Source organism: Streptomyces sp. NBC_01478 (assembly GCF_036227225.1).
Lineage (GTDB): Bacteria > Actinomycetota > Actinomycetes > Streptomycetales > Streptomycetaceae > Streptomyces.
In genome coordinates this window covers 9250852-9267744 of record NZ_CP109444.1, presented here as the reverse complement: position 1 = coordinate 9267744, position 16893 = coordinate 9250852, and the positions used below count along the sequence as shown (strand labels likewise).

14 protein-coding genes are annotated in these 16893 nt (G+C 68.7%); 9 read left to right on the top strand and 5 right to left on the bottom strand.

Going from position 1 to position 16893, the window contains the following annotated elements:
* Positions 1–34: 34 nt before the first annotated feature.
* The 4 genes from OG223_RS41470 (at position 35) to OG223_RS41455 (ending at position 3362) form a co-directional block, all read left to right on the top strand.
* Positions 35–559 (top strand): C39 family peptidase, encoded by a 525-nt coding sequence (locus tag OG223_RS41470; protein WP_329260530.1) that lies wholly within the window; start codon positions 35–37, stop codon positions 557–559.
* Positions 559–921 (top strand): glutamate ligase domain-containing protein, encoded by a 363-nt coding sequence (locus tag OG223_RS41465; protein ID WP_329260528.1) that lies wholly within the window; start codon positions 559–561, stop codon positions 919–921. The genes OG223_RS41470 and OG223_RS41465 overlap by 1 nt, the downstream gene beginning before the upstream one ends.
* 896 nt (positions 922–1817) lie before the next feature.
* Entirely contained in the window at positions 1818–2714 is an 897-nt protein-coding gene (locus OG223_RS41460) for a hypothetical protein (protein ID WP_329260525.1), read from the top strand.
* 9 nt (positions 2715–2723) lie between these two features.
* Positions 2724–3362: a hypothetical protein gene (locus tag OG223_RS41455; protein WP_329260522.1), complete on the top strand. Its 639-nt coding sequence runs from the start codon at positions 2724–2726 to the stop codon at positions 3360–3362.
* Between the two features lie 18 nt (positions 3363–3380).
* Here the strand turns inward: OG223_RS41455 and OG223_RS41450 are convergent, their stop codons facing one another.
* The gene (locus OG223_RS41450) at positions 3381–4151 is read right to left on the bottom strand and encodes a hypothetical protein (RefSeq protein WP_329260520.1); all 771 of its coding nucleotides are present in this window, start codon (positions 4149–4151) and stop codon (positions 3381–3383) included.
* Between the two features lie 743 nt (positions 4152–4894).
* A complete protein-coding gene (locus OG223_RS41445; protein WP_329260517.1) occupies positions 4895–7642 on the bottom strand; it encodes an AAA family ATPase in 2748 nt (915 codons plus the stop codon).
* A gap of 319 nt (positions 7643–7961) precedes the next feature.
* Between OG223_RS41445 and OG223_RS41440 the strand changes: the two genes are divergently transcribed.
* Genes OG223_RS41440 through OG223_RS41425 form a run of 4 tightly spaced genes read left to right on the top strand, consistent with a single transcriptional unit; the run spans position 7962 to position 11703 of the window.
* Complete coding sequence (locus OG223_RS41440) at positions 7962–8780, top strand: alpha/beta fold hydrolase (RefSeq protein ID WP_329260514.1); 819 nt, start codon at positions 7962–7964, stop codon at positions 8778–8780.
* A 40-nt stretch (positions 8781–8820) separates the two neighbouring features.
* Positions 8821–9600, top strand: coding sequence for an SDR family NAD(P)-dependent oxidoreductase (locus OG223_RS41435; protein ID WP_329260512.1), 780 nt, complete (start codon positions 8821–8823; stop codon positions 9598–9600).
* Positions 9601–9644: 44 nt separating this feature from the next.
* Complete coding sequence (locus OG223_RS41430) at positions 9645–10601, top strand: NADP-dependent oxidoreductase (protein ID WP_329260509.1); 957 nt, start codon at positions 9645–9647, stop codon at positions 10599–10601.
* A 55-nt stretch (positions 10602–10656) separates the two neighbouring features.
* A complete protein-coding gene (locus OG223_RS41425) occupies positions 10657–11703 on the top strand; it encodes a helix-turn-helix domain-containing protein (protein WP_329260507.1) in 1047 nt (348 codons plus the stop codon).
* Here OG223_RS41425 and OG223_RS41420 read toward each other — a convergent pair.
* The 3 genes from OG223_RS41420 to OG223_RS41410 are packed head-to-tail and all read right to left on the bottom strand — an operon-like array spanning position 11661 to position 15735.
* A complete protein-coding gene (locus OG223_RS41420) occupies positions 11661–12068 on the bottom strand; it encodes a nuclear transport factor 2 family protein (RefSeq protein ID WP_329260504.1) in 408 nt (135 codons plus the stop codon). The genes OG223_RS41425 and OG223_RS41420 overlap by 43 nt on opposite strands.
* A complete protein-coding gene (locus OG223_RS41415) occupies positions 12053–13003 on the bottom strand; it encodes a carotenoid biosynthesis protein (protein ID WP_329260501.1) in 951 nt (316 codons plus the stop codon). Before OG223_RS41415 ends, OG223_RS41420 begins: the two co-directional genes overlap by 16 nt.
* On the bottom strand, positions 13000–15735 hold the full coding sequence (locus tag OG223_RS41410; protein ID WP_329260498.1) for a helix-turn-helix transcriptional regulator: 2736 nt from the start codon (positions 15733–15735) through the stop codon (positions 13000–13002). Before OG223_RS41410 ends, OG223_RS41415 begins: the two co-directional genes overlap by 4 nt.
* Before the next feature lie 201 nt (positions 15736–15936).
* Between OG223_RS41410 and OG223_RS41405 the strand changes: the two genes are divergently transcribed.
* Positions 15937–16893, top strand: coding sequence for a helix-turn-helix domain-containing protein (locus OG223_RS41405; RefSeq protein WP_317887697.1), 957 nt, complete (start codon positions 15937–15939; stop codon positions 16891–16893).

The following is a 16893-nucleotide window of genomic DNA, read 5'->3' as shown; positions in this document are numbered from 1 at the left end:
CCCGCCCGCTGTGTCGCGCGTCCACGATGTCCCCATGTGCCGACAGCTCATCGCCCCCGAGGAATGGGATCGGCACGGAGGCTGGGCACTCGGGGACAGACTGGAATGGTCCAACCGGGCGTGCGGCCTGGCATCTCTGAGAATGATCCTGCTCGCCTACGGGCGCGAAGCACCCACGGTCACGGAACTGCTGAAACTCGCGGTCAAGCAAGAGGTCCTGACCCCGCGTGGAGCACTCCACACGGGGATCGCGAACCTGGCTACCGATCTCGGCGTACCTGCGACCGCAGAGCCCGTACCCGTCCAAGACCTTCTCGCCCGCCTCGATGTCGCACCCGTCATCGTGTCCGTCACCGAGCAGCTCCCCGACGACGGCCGTTCCGGGGGCCACCTCGTCATCCTTTGTGGCTACGAGGACGCCCCCGACCCGACGATCGAGTTCCGAGACCCGTCGGCCTGGGGCCAGACGCACGATCGAGTCCCCCTCAGCCGCGTGTCCGCTTCCTATACCGGCCGCGCGATCACCTTCGCGCCCCTCATTCACAACGGAGAGTCTTGATGCCCGAGACGGACGGCGACACGACCGAGGCCGCAGGCGGCCGGAGGATCGCCGTACTCGGAGAGATGCTGGAACTGGGCGACGAAGCAGTCGAAGCCCACCGCCAGGTCGGCCGCATGGCAGCCGAGAACGGCGTCGACCTCATCGTCGCGGTCGGCGACACACTCGCCAAGCAACTCGCCCTCGCGGCAGGCGCGGCCGGCGTGCCGGACATCGCGATGGTCGGCGACAACGGCACCGCCGCCGCCTACCTGGCCTCCATCCTCCGCCCCGGCGACGTCGTTCTCGTGAAGGCGTCCCGCGGCGGACAGCTCTGGCAGATCGCCCAAGCACTCACCAGACAACCCGTCACCGGCCTGTAAGCAGCCGCCGACCTGCTTGTCCGCCAGCGCAGGGCCCGACTCCGCCTCGTACTCGCGGCTTATGGCGATCCTGGGAAATTTGCCCCCGTTGAGCCCAACGGGGGCAACCGGGCCCAGGCAGCCGACGAGCGGTCAGTATCGGTTGCGGGGGCGCCGAGTTGGGGCGTGTCGTCCCGCGTCCGTCGGACGCGCCTCCGGTCGCGGATCGACTTCACACTCCAGCCCACGATGGTGAGCACTGTGGCGGCCATGAGACTGCCCAGGAATTCGGGCAGGGACGCACGCAGCAGATGCAGCAATGACTCGTACACAGGCACTCCGACGCGCCAAGGGGCCCGATCGCGCGCCGACTCCTGTCTGTCCTGTACCGATCGTCTGATGATGTGCGCGTCTTCCCCTGACGACGCGCACTGCACCCCGGGCCCGCGGGTGCTGAAGAAGGACAGGTCGAGCGCCACGCCCCCGAGACGCAACCCAACGATCCGCCGCAGAACGGCGGATCAGGAGCGAGTCTGCCGTTCCCGGCATCACCGTGCGGTTGGTTCGGAGATTCCTCCGTATCTATGCGTAAAAATCACAAAAAGCCCTGTAATGGGTGCGGCGGGCGCATCGCATCTGGCCATTGGGCACGTTGCTTGCCACTCGGGCCTGGGCAGACTCCCACGCCACCACGGACTGGGAAGACGTACCTGAGGCAGCGGACGAATCAGCAGCCATCCGAATCACGCCAGCCGTTCGTCCACACGTGAGGCATTAGTCGCAGCAGAGGTCACAGCACCACGACACGGCGGATCCGTCCGCCTCCAGGCAGATGTTGTTGCTGGTGGGCGGGTTTGTCAGTGCCTGTACTTAGGCTGTTGTTGTCAAGGAAAGACTCGGGGCGGGGGAGGACCTACATGCCACGGCAGTTGACCTATGACCAGCGGCTCACGTTGATCAGCAAGTGGCCAAATCCGCCAGGCCAGTCGGAACAAGACCGTCTGGAGCGCGCGGAGCGCATGGTGCAGGGAGCGATTTCTCTGCACGAACCGTTCCAAGGGGTCGATTTGACTGTCGAGGCGAAGGGCTCCTATCCGAACAAGACCAACGTCCGCGGCGACAGCGACGTTGACATCAAGGTGCAGCTGAACGAGTGCTTCTACTACGACGGTACGTCGTGGTTCAACAAGCCGGACGCGTACACAGGTCCGTGGACGACGGACAGCCTCCGTAAGGAGGTCCACGAGGCGCTTGATGAGCATTTCGGGACGGTCGACGCCGATCACAACATCGCGTTCTACGTTCCGGAAGTCATCGGCAGTCGCCCCAGCATTGATGTCGTGCCGTGCTTCAAGTACGTGCTGTTCGACAGCAGAGCTACCGGAGGCAAGCGCGAAGGAAGCGTCGTGTTTGGCCAAGATGGCAAAAAGATCGTCAACTGGCCAGAGCTGCAGCTCGCCAACGGGCGTACGAAGAACGGTCTGACGAACCGGCGGTACAAGTTCGTCGTGCGGGTGCTGAAGAACGTGGAGAACGACCTCTCGACAGAGGGTGTGATCAAGGAGTTGCCGTCGTACTTCTCCGAGTGTCTGATCTACAACGTGCCCAACCACGTGTTCCTCGGGGGCGGATTCGATGACGCCGTACGGAGCAGTCTGCTCAACGTCCGCAGCCAACTGACGAACGCCTGGTTCGGTACGCGGCACATGGTGGAGCCCAACGAAGTAAAGAAGGTCTTCGGTGAGGGCCAGAAGTGGGATGAGGCCGATGCGCGGGATCTGATCAACAGTGCCTTGTACTACCTCAACTACTGAAGGGCGAAGATGAGCCCGGCAAGCACACTCCGCACAGGTGCCACCATCGCCGCAACCCTCTACACAGGCATCCTGCTCGTACTGGGCCTGTACCCATCTGAGTTCAGATACCTGTTCGCGTACATACCAGCAGCCGTCGGCTACGGCGTCCTCGTCTTCGACAGGTGGGCCTGGCACTGGCCTCTAATTCACCGGATGAGCGGCCGGGCGTGGGTGAACGGCACATGGCGCGCGGTGCTAATTCCCAGCCCGGAGAGCCATATACCGGCCAGCGGGAACCGCGGCCCTATAGCGGCCTACATGACGATCGAGCAAACCTACTGGAGCCTGCACGCCACCCTCCGCACCGCGGAGAGCACCTCCCGTTCCAGCAACGCCACGATCACTGCCCCTGAGAACTCCGGAACAGCCGAGATCGGGTTCCTGTACGACAACACGCCGCGTGTGGAACACCAGCATCGCAGCCCCAGACACGACGGCGCCTGCCGCCTATCGGTAACGGGTCTAATACCGAAGGCCGCGACCGGCCACTACTTCACCGAACGGTTCACCGCCGGCGATGTGGACCTTACACTCATCAGCCGTTCCACCGAATTCGGCACCTTCACGGAGGCTCAGGCAGCCGACAGCGAGAACACGGAGAATTGAAGCAGCGCCACTGACCAACTAACTACCGAATACTCGATCATGTTCACGATTGAACTCCGCACACTCACGCACATATCCATCGATGTCAGCCTTGAACTTAAGAGCGATTCGAGCGAACAACCACTTATCGAAATTCCCGGCCTTACAGGCATAGGTATCGACCGCATCAACGATGGCGACAGCATCTCCCTGTCCAGCGATCCACAGGCGCTGCGCACTGTTCCAGCCCTTCCACTCGAGCAAGGACTCCCCGGGCAGGATAAAGGTGATCTCACATGAGTCCTGCCCGAACGTCTGATTACTTTGCGCTACAGGAAGCTGGGTGTGCGTAATGTAATTACGAAGCCCCTTCAAGAAATCTGCCTGCGGGTCACTCTTAAACAGAGAGGCGACCTTTCCGCCATATTCATTCATCAGCACCGAGTCGTCGTGGAAGTGCTTCTCCATGAAACGGCGCTGCTGATCAACTCGCGTACTCATCGCGGTAAGGACGTTGTGCAGGAGACGCTCGGCCTCTGAGAGAAGTTTGTCGTGCGCCTCAGGATGGCGGACATCGAAAATCGGACCGGATACCGCCGGGTCCTGCAGTTTGGCAACGAGAGACTTGTACTGCGCGACATTTCCCTGGAATAGGTACGCTATTCGCTTAACTCGCTCTCCGAGTGCGATCGCGCGATGACCGGTGGAGGCATTGAGCCGCTTCTGCCAATTCGGAAGAGAAGGTCGCCCTACGTCTTCGGCAGTGGTCTGCTCATCGGCGGGCTCAGGCTGAACACCAGTCTCGGTCACGCTGGAAGACGTTACCGGTCGTGCCGACCCAATGCTGACGCATTCAGTCCGGAGCAGGCCAGTGCCTGGACTCGGTAGGCACGGCCTCCTTAGCCGTCTGCCAGGTGGTCCTGGTCCGCCTCCGGAGGGTGGGCCAAGGCCGCCACGGAAGACGGTGGTCAGCATTGACCCAGTGCGGTTCCCTCTCGTGTGGGGTCCTCACGCCGCGCACGGCGTGGCAGGCCCGTCGCCGACGATCACGTTCGGCCCGGATATCGCACTTGGACGGTGAGGAGGATGTCAGCTGAGCCGGAACGAGAGCCCGTCGCCGATGCAAGACGCCACCGTCTCCAAACCCGCACCTGACCAGGCGAAACGTCGCCTCCTCTGGTCTCAGTTCTGGTCTCATTCACCCCCGTCCAGCGCCGTCCGAAACCCCCACCACCACCCGCTCCACCCCAGGTCAGAACACCCCCGCCCCCCACCGAACCCCCCGACGAAGACTTGGAAAGCGTGTTGGGGGGCAACCCCTCACGAACTCAGACGATCAACGCGTACAACTACGTGGCCGCTCAGCCTGCGGACCTTCCCGGAATCACGGTCCTTGCCTGCTTCCGGTCCTTCTTGACGACTCCAGATTCACTGACCTTGTTCATGACGTAACGCCGATCGGGCTGCCGGCGTTGGCCGTCGACCACAACGGCTGATCCGGTTTTGAATCTCCCGGAGGAGGAGCGAGGCGGGAGCGCACTGCTCGGCCCGCCTCACACCGCGTTCAGCCGCGCAGCGAGCTGCGCTCTGGCGGTGATGTCGAGTTTGGGGAAGATCCGGTAGAGGTGCGATGCCACCGTGCGCGGGGACAGGTAGAGCCGTTCGCCGATCTCGCGGTTGGACAGGCCGTCCGCCGCGAGTCGGGCGATCTGGAGTTCCTGCGGCGAGAGCACGATCCCCGCCGACTGCTCCCTCGACGCGGTGCGTTCGCCGGCCGCCCGAAGTTCGGTGCGGGCCTGGTCTCCCCAAGTACGCGCTCCGATCAGGTCGAAGGTCGTCAGAGCCGTTCGGAGCGGGACGCGTGATTCGGCCACGCGCCGCTGTCTGCGCAGCCACATCCCATAGGCGAGTTCGATGCGCGCCTTCGTCCACGGCCAGCGGATCAGATCCTGGGCGAGTGCTGTCGTGTACAACACCTCGGCCTGGTCGTCCTCGGCCAACACTGCTCTGGCATAGGAGAGTTGGACGTGCAGGGTGGTCGACGAGGTCACGGCGGCCTCTTCTTCGAGGCCGGCGACAACCGCCGCGGCGTCCTCGCCGCGTTCGGCGCGTGCGGCGGCCTCGGCCAGGAACATCACGCCGTGGAACCGCTCGGTGGCGTGGTAGCAGGGGTCGCGCGGGTCGAACAGCCGCCGCAACTCGTCGTAGGCCCGGGCCGGCTGGCCCGCGCTCAACCAGCCGATGCCGCGCGCCAGTTGGACACAGGCCAGGAGGTTGTTCAGCCGTCGGCCGCCGGCGGTCTCCTCGGCCTGTGCGGCCAGCTGCTGGGCCTGGTCGTTGTCCCCGCGCAGTGCCGCGGTGATCGCCCTGAGGGACAAGGTGCCTGTGTCCCAGATGAGTTGGCCGGTCTCGCGGGCGAGATGGGAGCCCTCCTCGGCGGCGGACACGGCCCGGTCCCACTCGCCCAGTTCGAGCCGGCTCACCAGCCCCATGGTGAGTACGTGGGACAGCAGCCCGAGGCGGCCTTGTCCGCGCAGTTTCGTCTCGGCCCGGTCGAGGAACTCCAGGCTGACCACCGGCGACCCGATCGCGTGGGCGGCCATACCCAGCAGCCGTAGGGAGTCGGGGGCAGTGACCGTTGCCACGGTGGCGTGCGAGAGCATCTCCGCTACTCGAGACGACCGTAGAACCGGTTCCGCGACAGCGAGCGTCGCGATGAGGCGTGGGTCGTGGCCGACGCCGTCGAGCCCCTCGGCCACCGTCACGACCCGAGCCCGTGCGGCCGGGCCGGTGTCGGCCCACCAGCAGCGCAGGGCCGCGCCCAGCAGCAGGTTGAGCGCGAGGTCGTTGTCACCGGCCTGCGCGGAGCGTTGGGCGATGTCGCACAGCTCCAGCACCCTGGCGGCGTCGGCCGGTACGCCGTCGTCGAAGATCTCGCGCAGCCATTCCATCCGTGCCCGGTCCAGCGCGGACAGCGCGTTGCGGGCCGCCACCCCGAGCAGCCGGTCCACGAGGTCGGCACGGCCGAGTTCGAAGGCGTACTCGGCCGCCAGCAGCAGGCGGCGACCTCGGACCGCGGAGTCGCCGGTCAGCTGGGCCGATCGTTCGAGCGCCGAGATCGCGGCCGTGACCGAGCCGCGGCGCACGCTGATCACGTGGTTCTCTTCGAGTTCGTCGGCCACCTCGTCGTCGGGGCCCACGACCGCCTGGGCCCGGTGCCAGGTACGGCGGTAGGGCTGGTCGGTGAGCACCTCGGCGAGCGCGGCGTTGGCCGCGAGCCGGCGTTGCACCGGCTCGGTCTGGAGGACCCCGGAGCGCACCAGGGGATGCCGGAAGGCGACGCTCGTCTCGTCGAGGCGGATCAGCCCGGCCCCGGCGGCGGCGTCGAGGGCGTCGACCGTCACACGACGGCCGGACATGACCGAGGCCGCCGCCAGGATTTCCGGGAGGGTGTTGTCGTAGTCGACGGAGGCGATGAGCAGCACGTCTCGGGTGAGCTGGGGCAGCTCGGTCAGCCGTCCGACGAAGGCTTTCTCCAGCCGTGCGTTCAGCGGCAGGTGTGCCGGGACCGACTCCACGGCCGGAGTCGAGGCCGAGCGCAGGGCCGACGGCAGCTCGACGAGGGCCAGCGGGTTTCCGTCCGCCTGCCGCAGGATCCTGATCCGGTCGGCCGCGCTCAGGCCGGTGGCGGTGACGTCTAGGAGTCGGCGTGCCGCGCCGTCGTCCAGGCCGCCGAGGTTCAGCTCGGGCAGGCCCATGGCGGTCAACGGCCCGGTGTGCCCTTTGCGTATTCCTCCGACGATGACGATCGGGTCGCTGCCGACCCGGCGGGCCACGAACGCCAGGCCCTCGTGGCTGGGCCGGTCCAGCCACTGGACGTCGTCGACGAGGACTGCCACGGGGCGCCCGGTCGCCACCTCGGCGAGCAGGTTCAGTACGGCCAGGGCGATCAGAAAGGCATCTGGGGGCGGTCCCTCCTCGACACCGAACGCCGACAGAAGTGCTCTGCGCTGCACGAAAGGCAGGTTGTCGGCATGGCCCAGGACGGGTCTCAGTAGTTGGTGGAGGGCGGCGAAGGGCAGTTGTGCCTCAACCTCCATGCCCGTGACCTGGAGTACCTCGAACCCGCGACCGCGGGCGTGGGCGGCCGTGGCACGCAGCAGGCTCGACTTGCCGATGCCCGCCTCGCCGACCAGAACGATCGCGTCACCCTGCTCGCGAGCCCGGGCGATCAGGCCCGACAGCGCATCCAGCTCGGCACGGCGGCCGAACAGTTCCGCCGCGGTCATCTCTGTCGACATGGCACGAGTCCTCAGACCTACCCGTCAGGCATGGATGGCCATGGCCTGCTTCCCGTCCGCACGTCCGACTTGCCGCCGTCTGTCGCACCCACGGCACGCCGGACGCCACCGGACCCCGGCTGGTCTCAAATTACTGCATCGGCCCGGCTCACGCCGATCACCCGCGGCTCCCCCGGTGGTCCGGACGGCCCCGAAGGCGCAGTCACGTGACTGAAGCCGACTGCCACGCGCCGGTCCTAGCGTCGGTACATCCGACGGAAGGAAGACCATGTCTCCTCACCTGCGGCGATCCGTCGCCGTGATCCGGAAGCGTCGCGCCGTGACCGCCGCCGCGGGCGCCCTCGTGCTGGTGTTCGTCGGCACCGCCACGGCCTCCGCCACACACACGAACGCGGACAGCGCCGCCGGCGGCAGCAAACCGACGATCGTGTTCGTCCACGGCGCCTTCGCCGACTCCAGCGGATGGAACGCCGAGGTCTCGGCGCTACAGCGGCTGGGCTATCCGGTGATCGCCGCGGCAGACCCGCTGCGCGGCCTGACCGGCGACGCCGACTACGTCCGCTCGATCCTGAAGACGATCAACGGCCCCATCGTGCTGGTCGGCCACTCGTACGGCGGAGCCGTCGTCACCAATGCCGCTCGCGGCGTCCCGGACGTCCGGGCGCTCGTGTACGTCGGCGCGTACGTCCCGGACCAGGGCGAGAGCATCGCCACGGTGCTCGACCCGGCCACCTACCCCGGATCCCTGCTCGGGAAGGACACGACGGACGTACGGCCGTTCCCGAACCCGGCGGCGCCGGGCGGCACGGACGCCGACATCTACATCAAGCCCGCCGACTTCCGGTCGGTGTTCGCCGCCGACGTGCCCGCGCGTACGGCCGCGCAGATGGCCGCGACCCAGCGCCCGCTGTCGCTGACCGCCGAGACCCAGGTGTCGGGAGCACCCGCGTGGAAGACGGTTCCGAGCTGGGACCTGATCACGCTCAACGACAAGGCCATTCCGCCGGCCGGGCAGCGATTCATGGCGCGGCGGGCGCATGCTCATGTCGAGACCGTCGGCTCGTCACACGCGGTGATGGTGTCGCATCCCGACGCGGTAGTCAGCATCGTGCTCGACGCCGCCAGGCACTCCGGCTGACCGGCATGTGTGATGTGCGAGAGCGAGAGGAGAGCACACGATGGATCTCGGACTGAACGGACAGGTGGCCGTGGTCACCGGTGCCAGCAGGGGGATCGGGCTGGCGGTCGTACGGGCGCTGATCGCTGAGGGGGTCACGGTCCACGCCGGGGCCCGGCACTCCTCGCCCGAACTGGAGGAACTGGCCGCGACGGGGAACGTGCGGGTCGTACCGGTCGACCTGGGCGAGGCGTCCGGACCCGCACGGCTCATCGAGGCCGCGGGTGACCGGATCGACATCCTCGTCAACAACGTGGGATCGGCTCCGGCCCGTACCGGAGGATTCCTCTCAGTCACCGACGAGGAATGGCTCACCACCCTCAACCTCAACCTGATGACAGCCGTCCGTACGACCCGCAGCGCCCTGCCGGTGATGCTGGCCCGGGGACGGGGCTCGATCGTGAGCATCTGCTCGGTCAACGCGGCGCTCCCCGACCCGGCGGTCATCGACTACAGCGCCTCCAAGGCGGCCCTCGCGGGCTTCTCCAAGGCCCTGTCCAAGGAGGTCGGCCCGAAGGGGATCCGGGTCAACACCGTCAGCCCGGGGCCGGTCGAGACCGATCTCTGGCTGGGGAAGGGCGGGGTCGCCGCGACGGTCTCCGAGGCGACCGGCATGAAACCCCAGGACGTCATCGACAACGCCGCACGGACCACGGTCACCGGCCGCTTCTCCCGGCCCGCCGAGATCGCCGACGTGGTCCTGCTGCTGGCCGCCGACCGGACCGCGAACGTCACCGGCGCCGACATCACCGTCGACGGAGGGTTCATCCCCACCTGGTGAGCACACCGGCGGGCGCCCCCACCCACCCAAGGAGTGATCGAACCATGAACACCATGCGTGCCGTACGAGCCCACGAGCGCGGCGGACCCGAGCAGTTGACGTACGAGTCGGCCCCGCGTCCCGAACCGGGCCCCGGCGAGGTCCTGGTCGCGGTGCGCGCCGCGTCCATCACCTCCGGCGAACTCGACTGGGACGCCAGCTGGACCGACAGCTTCGACGGGACGGGGCTCGACCGCACCCCGGTCGTCCCCTCCCACGAGGTCTCCGGAGTCGTGTCCGCGCTCGGTACCGAGGTGACCGGCCTCGCTGTGGGCGACGAGGTCTACGGCCTGATCCCCTTCACCCGCGACGGAGCCGCCGCCGAGTACGTCACCGTCCCCGCGGACGTCCTCGCCGCCAAACCCACCCGGCTGGACCACGACAACGCGGCGGCCGTCCCCCTCGCGGCACTCACCGCCTGGCAGGGACTGGTCGGGCACGCCGAACTGACGCCTGGCCAGCATGTGTTGATCCACGGTGGCGCCGGAGGCGTCGGTTCCTTCGCCGTCCAGATCGCCAGGGCCCGGGGCGCCCGGGTGACGACCACCGCCCTGCCGCAGGACCGGGAGTTCGTCACTCAGCTCGGCGCCGACCACGTCGTCGACTACAGCACCGGCCGTTTCGAGGACCAAGTCGCCGATGTCGACGTCGTGTTCGACGCGGTCGGCGGCGAGACCCAGGCCCGCTCCTGGGCCGTACTGCGCCCGGGCGGAACCCTCGTCAGCATCGTGCAGCCCCCGGACCCGGAAGCGGCCTCGGCCGCCAAGGGCCGGGGCGTCTTCTTCGTCGTCGAGCCCGACCGCGCCGGCCTGGAGGCCGTCACCGAGTTGATCGACGACGGCCGGCTCGCCCCGGCAGTGGACCGGGTCGTACCGCTGGCGGAGACACCGGCCGCGTACGAGGCGCTCGGCAAGGAGCACCGGCGCGGCAAGATCGTGCTGCACGTGGGAGACGGCGGCTGACTCGCGTGGGGATACGGCAGGGACGAGTGACGACACCGGTCGAGGGGTCGAGAACATGACGTCTGGTTCAGAGGTGCCGGAACACGGCGGCCTTCCCAGCAGTGGCTACTCCACGGATTCGGCGCCGGCCGGCCGAAGGCGGGCGTACTGGCGCGAGGCACTGTCCCGGACGTTCACCGATGTCGACATCGTCGTCCCCGACGACGTGTACTCGGGCACCATCCGCGCCGCCCGGCTCGGACGGCTTCAGGTCGTCACGGTGGAATGCGACTCCCTGCGAGCCGTCCGCACCCCGCGCCTGATCGCCCGGGGCACCACCGAGAACCTGATCGTGCGACTCCAGGGCAAGGGCGTCGCCAGACTCGAACAGGACGCCCGCGAGGCGTACTTGCAAGCCGGGGAGATCGTCTTCTACGACATGACGCGCCCCCACCGGATGGACTTCCCCGAGCGACACCAGACGAAGTCCGTGCTCCTCCCCCGGCGGCTCCTGGGACTGAAGGAGTCCGATCTGCAACGGATCACGGCCACCCCGATCCGCACCGACACGGCGCTGGGCGCGCTGGTGTCGCCCTTCCTGTCCAGGCTCGCGGATGCCGCGGGGTCGTGTCCGCCGCACATCGGTGACCTGCTGGCCCGTAACGCGGTGGACCTCATCACCGGCCTGGCACACGAGCGACTGGGGCGGGAGCCGGTCGCCGCCCCCGGTGCCGACCGGGTCATGTTGCTGCGGATGCGGGCGTTCATCGACCGGCACCTCGCCGATCCCGATCTGACCCCCGGGGTCATCGCCCGCGCCCATCACATCTCCGTGCGCTACGTCTACAAGCTCTTCCAGCAGGAGGACGTCACGGTGGGCCGGTGGATCCAGCGGCGTCGGCTGGAGGAGTGCCGCCGTGAACTGGCCCGCCCGGAAGCGGCACGCCGCACCGTGGCTGCCGTGGCACGCCGCTGGGGTTTCACCAGCGCCGCCCACTTCAGCCGGGTGTTCCAGGCGGCCTACGGGATGTCCCCCCGCGAGTGGCGGGACGTGGGCGGCGACGGGCGACCGGGCGGCGGCTACGGCTTGAGCACCTCCAGGAGGGCCGGCGTGTCGACGTAGATTTCGAGGTCGGTGATCCGGCCGTTCCGGACGCGCCAGATGTGCGTCTCGGGGACGTCGAACGGCTTGCCGGTGGCGCGGGCGAAACCCCGGGACCGGCCGCTCTGCACGACCCGGTCGCCGGCCTGGTAGAGCGTCTCGGTCTCGACCTCGCTGTGGATCGCGCTCGACACGGCTTCGTAGAAGCGCTGGAATCCGGCGAGCCCCTCGTACGAGCCGCCCCAGGGCAGCTCCTCGGACTGGTGGACGGTGATCTCCGGATCCGCCAGGGCAGCTCCCTCCGGGTTGACCCCGTTGATGAAGTCGTAGACCGCGCGGACCACGGCGAGGTCGTCCTGCGGCTGGTCGGTCAGGGGTGTCGGCACGACGGTTCTCCTTCGATGGGTGCGGTACCACCAGGATCGGTCGGCGGGGTGGGCCGCGCTTCAGTCACCCGACTGTCGCGGCCCGCCAGCTTGACCACGGCGAAGAGCGCGACGAGGACCACCGAGAACAGGTTGATGATCATCATGCTCTCGTCGATGGCGTGCCCGCTCCAGACGGTCCCGGTCGGGTCAGTGACGGCTCCGTCCGGGGCGGCGACGAAGTACGGCACGGAGCTGAGGCCGAGTGCCCCGTAGACCAGGACGGGTTGGAGCAGGGCGCCCCGGTCCTCGGTGTGCACGGGCACACGCGAGCGGGTCAGGTGGACGGCGAAGATCTGGAAGAAGACATAGGTGACGAGCCACCAGCCCAGGTAGTTGGTGTACGGAACGCCGAACAGGCCGCCGCCGCGCTCCCAGACCCAGATCCCGCCGACGGTGGAGGCGATCGAGTCGCTGCCGACGTCGAACATCGTCATCAGCGCCGCGGCCAGCATCGGCAGCGCCACCGCGTCGATGCGCCGCCGGCCCGTTCGGGTGCGGGTGCCAAGACCCGCGTCGGCCTCATCGAGCAGGGCACTGGCCACCAGCCAGCACGCGTACCCCAGCCCGAAGTAGATCGGGCCGATCTGGATCGGGACGTGGATCAACTGGGGTCCACCGGTGTAGTGGTAGTGGCCGAAGGGGAACCCGGTGGAGATGCTGAGGTCCTCGAAGAAGTTGCTCACGACGAGCGTCTCGGCGAGGAAGAAGAGGAGCACTTTCGCGCCATAGCGCCGGACACCGTGGACAAGCGAGAACGGGACCAGTACCAGCAGTACCGGGAGCGCGGCTTCCCGCCCGGTCAGCGGTACGGCGAGGGCCAGCGTGACCGCGACGGCGACCAGCAGCCACCGGGCTGCGAGCCAACTGCCCCTGCCCCGGCCGTCGTTGCTCACACCGCCTCCAGTCGGCCCGCGAGTTGGGACCGGGAGGTGATGGCCAGCTTGGGAAAGATCCGGTAGAGGTACGAGCCGATCGTCCGGGGGGAGAGGTAGAGCCTGTCGCCTATCTCCCGGTTGGACAGTCCCTCGGCGGCGAGGCGGGCGATCTGCAGTTCCTGGGCTGAGAGAAGACCCAGCGCGGAAGGTCCCTTCGCGGAGGTCCGTTCTCCGGCCGCGCGCAATTCCGCCCGTGCCTGGTCCGCCCAGGACCTGGCACCGATCTGGTCGAACGTCGTCAGCGCCGACCGCAGCGGTATCCGTGACTCCGTCCCCCGCCGGTGCCGTCGCAGCCAGCACCCGTAGGCGAGTTGGAGGCGGGCGGCCGGCCAGGGCCAGCGGTTGAGGTCCTGGTTCAGCGCGGCCGTGAAGAGGGCCTCGGCATGGTCGTCGTCCGCCAGGATCGCCTGGGCGTACGAGAGTTGGACGCGCAGGGTCGTCGACGACGAACGGGAGGTCAGCTCCTCCAGACCGGCGATCACTGAACGGGCGTCGTCGCGGCGGTCGGCGTGCACGGACGCCTCGGCGAGGTCCATCACCCCGTGGAAGGAGGCGGTGCTGTGGTGGCAGGGGTCGCCGGGGTCGAAGAGGCGGCGCAGACTGTCGTAGGCCCGTCCGTACTCTCCCGCGGTCAACCAGCCTGTGCCGCGGGCGCGTTGAACGACCGACAGCACGCAGTTCAGGCGTCTTTCTGCGGCGGTTTCCTCGGCCTCGTCGGCGAGTCGTTGGGCGGTCTCGTTGTCGGCGCGCAGTGCCGCGGTGACCGCGCGGTAGGCGAGCGTCCCGGTGTTCCAGATCAACTGGCCCGTTTCGTCGGCGAGTTGGCCGCCCTCGGCGGCGGCCATCTCGGCCTGTTCCCATTCGCCCAGTTCGATGCGGCTGACCTGGCCCATGTTGAGTACGTGGGAGAGGAGCCCGAGGCGGCCCTGTTCGCGCAGCCTCGCTTCCGCCCGGTCGAGGAAGTCCAGGCTGGCCACCGGCGAGCCGATGGCCATGGCCGCCATGCCGAGGAGTCGCATCGCGGCGGGGTCGGTGACGGTGTCCACGGTGACCCGGGAGAGGAGTTCGGTGACGCGGGCCGACCGAAGGACGGTCTCCGCGAGAGCGAGCGTCGCGATGTACCGGGCGTCGCCGTCCACGTCGTCGAGCCCTTCGGCCACGGCCACCACGCGGGCCCGTGCCGCCGGACCGGTGTCGGCCCACCAGCAGCGCAGGGCCGCCCCGAGCAGCAGGTTGAGCGCCAGGTCGTCGTCGCCGGCCCGCGCGGACCGCTGCGCGATGTCACACAGCTCGACCACCCTGGCGGCGTCTCCGGGCACCCCGTCGTGGAAGATCTCCCGCAGCCACTCCCTGCGCGCGCGGTCGAGTTCGGACAGGGCGTTGCCGTCGGCCAGGGCGAGCAGTCGGTCGACCAGATCGGCGCGGCCGAGACCGAACGCGTGCTCCGCCGCGAGCAGCAGCCGCCGTCCGCGCCTCGCGGAGTCGGTGGTCAGTTGCGCCGACCGTTCGAGTGCCGAGATCGCGGCGGCCACCGCTCCGCGCTGCATGCTCAGCACGTGATGGGCGTCGAGTTCGTCGGCGACCTCGTCGTCCGGACCCACGATCGCCTCGGCGCGATGCCAGGTGCGGCGGTACGGCTGGTCGGCCAGTGCCTCGGCGAGCGCGGCGTTGGCGGCCAGGCGGCGGCGCAGCGACTCCGTCTGGAGGACGGCGGAGCGGACCAGCGGATGCCGGAAGGAGAGGCTCACCTCGTCGAACCGGATCAGCCCGGCCGCCGCGGCGGCGTCGAGCACCCCGACCGTCACCGGGTGGCCCGAGAGCGACGAGGCCGCCGTGAGGATCTCCGCCACCACGCTCTCGTGGTCGACGGCCGCGATGAGCAGGGCGTCCCGGGTCGGGGCGGGCAACTCCACGATCCGTCCGCCGAAGGCTTCCTCCAGCCGTGCGCTCAGCGGCAGGAACGACAGGACGGGTTCGACGACGGAGCCACGTACCGAGCGCGAGGCCGCGGGAAGCTCGACCAGTGCGAGCGGGTTCCCGTCCGCCTGCCGCAGGATCCTCGTCCGGTCGGCCGCGCTCAGATCGGCGGCGGTGACCTCCAGCAGTTCACGTGCGGCCCGCTCGTCCAGCCCGCCGAGACGCAGTTCCAGCAGGCACACGGCGGCGAACGGTCCGGCGTGCTCTTCCCGCATCGCCGCGATGATGACGATCGGGTCGCTCCCGATCCGCCGGGCCAGGAACGCCAGCACCTCGTGACTGGGCCGGTCCAGCCACTGGATGTCGTCGACCAGGACGGTCATCGGCCGCCGGGCCGAGATCTCCGTGAGCAGGTTCAGCGCGGCCAGCGCTATGAGGAAGGGCTCGGGAGAGGGCGCGTCCTCGGCACCGAACGCCGACGCCAGCGCCCGGCGCTGCAACGCGGGCAGCTTGTCCGCATCGTCGAGGAACGGACCGAGGAGCTGGTGGATTCCGGCGAACGGCAGCCGCGCCTCGGCCTCCGTCCCGGTGGCCCGCACCACGCGGTGCCCGGCGCCGCGGGCGTGGTCGGCGGCCCTGCCCAGCAGGGCCGACTTGCCGATGCCCGCCTCGCCCCGGACGACGATCGCCGCGCCGTGTTCCGGGGCCCGGTCGATGGCGTCGGACAGCGCTCTCAGCTCCTTGTGACGCCCGACGAGTTCCGATGACGTCATCACGCCGCCTTCCTGCCGGGCACGGCCCCCACCTGCTGTCCGATGCGGAAGCAGTCCGCGCGCTCTCCTGGAACACTAGGAGCGAGGCGTTCGTGCGGATTGGCTGTCTGTGCACAGGTCTTGCCCGAGACTGCACCGGCCGCGATCTCCGCTTCGGCACGGGAATCATGGGTCCGGTCCTGGACGGCCCTGGAGGAACGGTTGGGAATCATCCTCGACACGGCTCGGCTCCCCGCCCGTGACCGGGCGGAGGCGGTCGGCGCGGCCATGAAGTACGCGGCTGTCCCCTGCCATGTGATCCACGAGGACGCCGATCTCGGCATCCGCACCCGGATGGAACTGTGGCAGCTCGGCGACGTCAAGATCTTCTCGACCTGGTCGTCCGGCCTGCGGCTCCTCCGCACGCCCAAACAGGCCCGCCAGGACGCCGCACCCGTCGTGGCGCTCTCCGTCCAGAAGCTCGCCGACGGACGTCAGGAGCAACTGGCCTGCCGGCGGCTCGTCCCGCCCGGGGAGATGCTGGTGATGGACCTGTCCGCGCCCTACGACTTCAGCTGGTCCGGCGAGGGAGCCGTGGGCTGCGTGCAGGTCCCCATCGAGGCGCTCGGCCTTCCGGTCGACGTCGTCCGGCGGGCTGCCCAGCACCTCCCGACGAGTCCCCTGTACCGCCTGGTCACCGACCACATCAGCCAGGTCACCCAGGACGCGGCGCGGCTCAGCGACCACCCGGCCGCGGTGACCCTGGGCACCACGGTCACCGAACTGGCCATGGCGCTGCTCGCCTCGGCCGCGGAGGACGAGCGGTACTCCCGCCCTGTGCTCGCCGAAACGCTCCTCACCCGCATACGCGCCCACGTGCGGAGCCACCTCACCGATCCCGAGCTGGGACCGGTCTCCATCGCCGCCGCGCACAACATCTCCGTACGCCACCTGTACAAGATCTGTGCCCAGGCCGATCTCAGCCTCGAACAGTGGATCATCGGCCTGCGGCTCCACGGCGCGCGGGAGGAACTGGCCCGTCCCGACAGCTCCCGGCGAAGCGTCTCCGCGATCGCCCGGCAGTGGGGATTCCGCGATCCCGCCCACTTCAGCCGCCGGTTCCGCGCGGCCTACGGGCTGTCACCGAGCGAGTGGCGACGCGCGGCCCTGTCGGCCTGA

Coding starts and splice junctions, on each gene's coding strand:
- OG223_RS41470 (WP_329260530.1), top strand. CDS start 35: ATGTGCCGACAGCTCATCGCCCCCGAGGAATGGGATCGGCACGGAGGC.
- OG223_RS41445 (WP_329260517.1), bottom strand. CDS start 7,642: ATGTCGACAGAGATGACCGCGGCGGAACTGTTCGGCCGCCGTGCCGAG.
- OG223_RS41460 (WP_329260525.1), top strand. CDS start 1,818: ATGCCACGGCAGTTGACCTATGACCAGCGGCTCACGTTGATCAGCAAG.
- OG223_RS41410 (WP_329260498.1), bottom strand. CDS start 15,735: ATGACGTCATCGGAACTCGTCGGGCGTCACAAGGAGCTGAGAGCGCTG.
- OG223_RS41435 (WP_329260512.1), top strand. CDS start 8,821: ATGGATCTCGGACTGAACGGACAGGTGGCCGTGGTCACCGGTGCCAGC.
- OG223_RS41465 (WP_329260528.1), top strand. CDS start 559: ATGCCCGAGACGGACGGCGACACGACCGAGGCCGCAGGCGGCCGGAGG.
- OG223_RS41455 (WP_329260522.1), top strand. CDS start 2,724: ATGAGCCCGGCAAGCACACTCCGCACAGGTGCCACCATCGCCGCAACC.
- OG223_RS41425 (WP_329260507.1), top strand. CDS start 10,657: ATGACGTCTGGTTCAGAGGTGCCGGAACACGGCGGCCTTCCCAGCAGT.
- OG223_RS41430 (WP_329260509.1), top strand. CDS start 9,645: ATGAACACCATGCGTGCCGTACGAGCCCACGAGCGCGGCGGACCCGAG.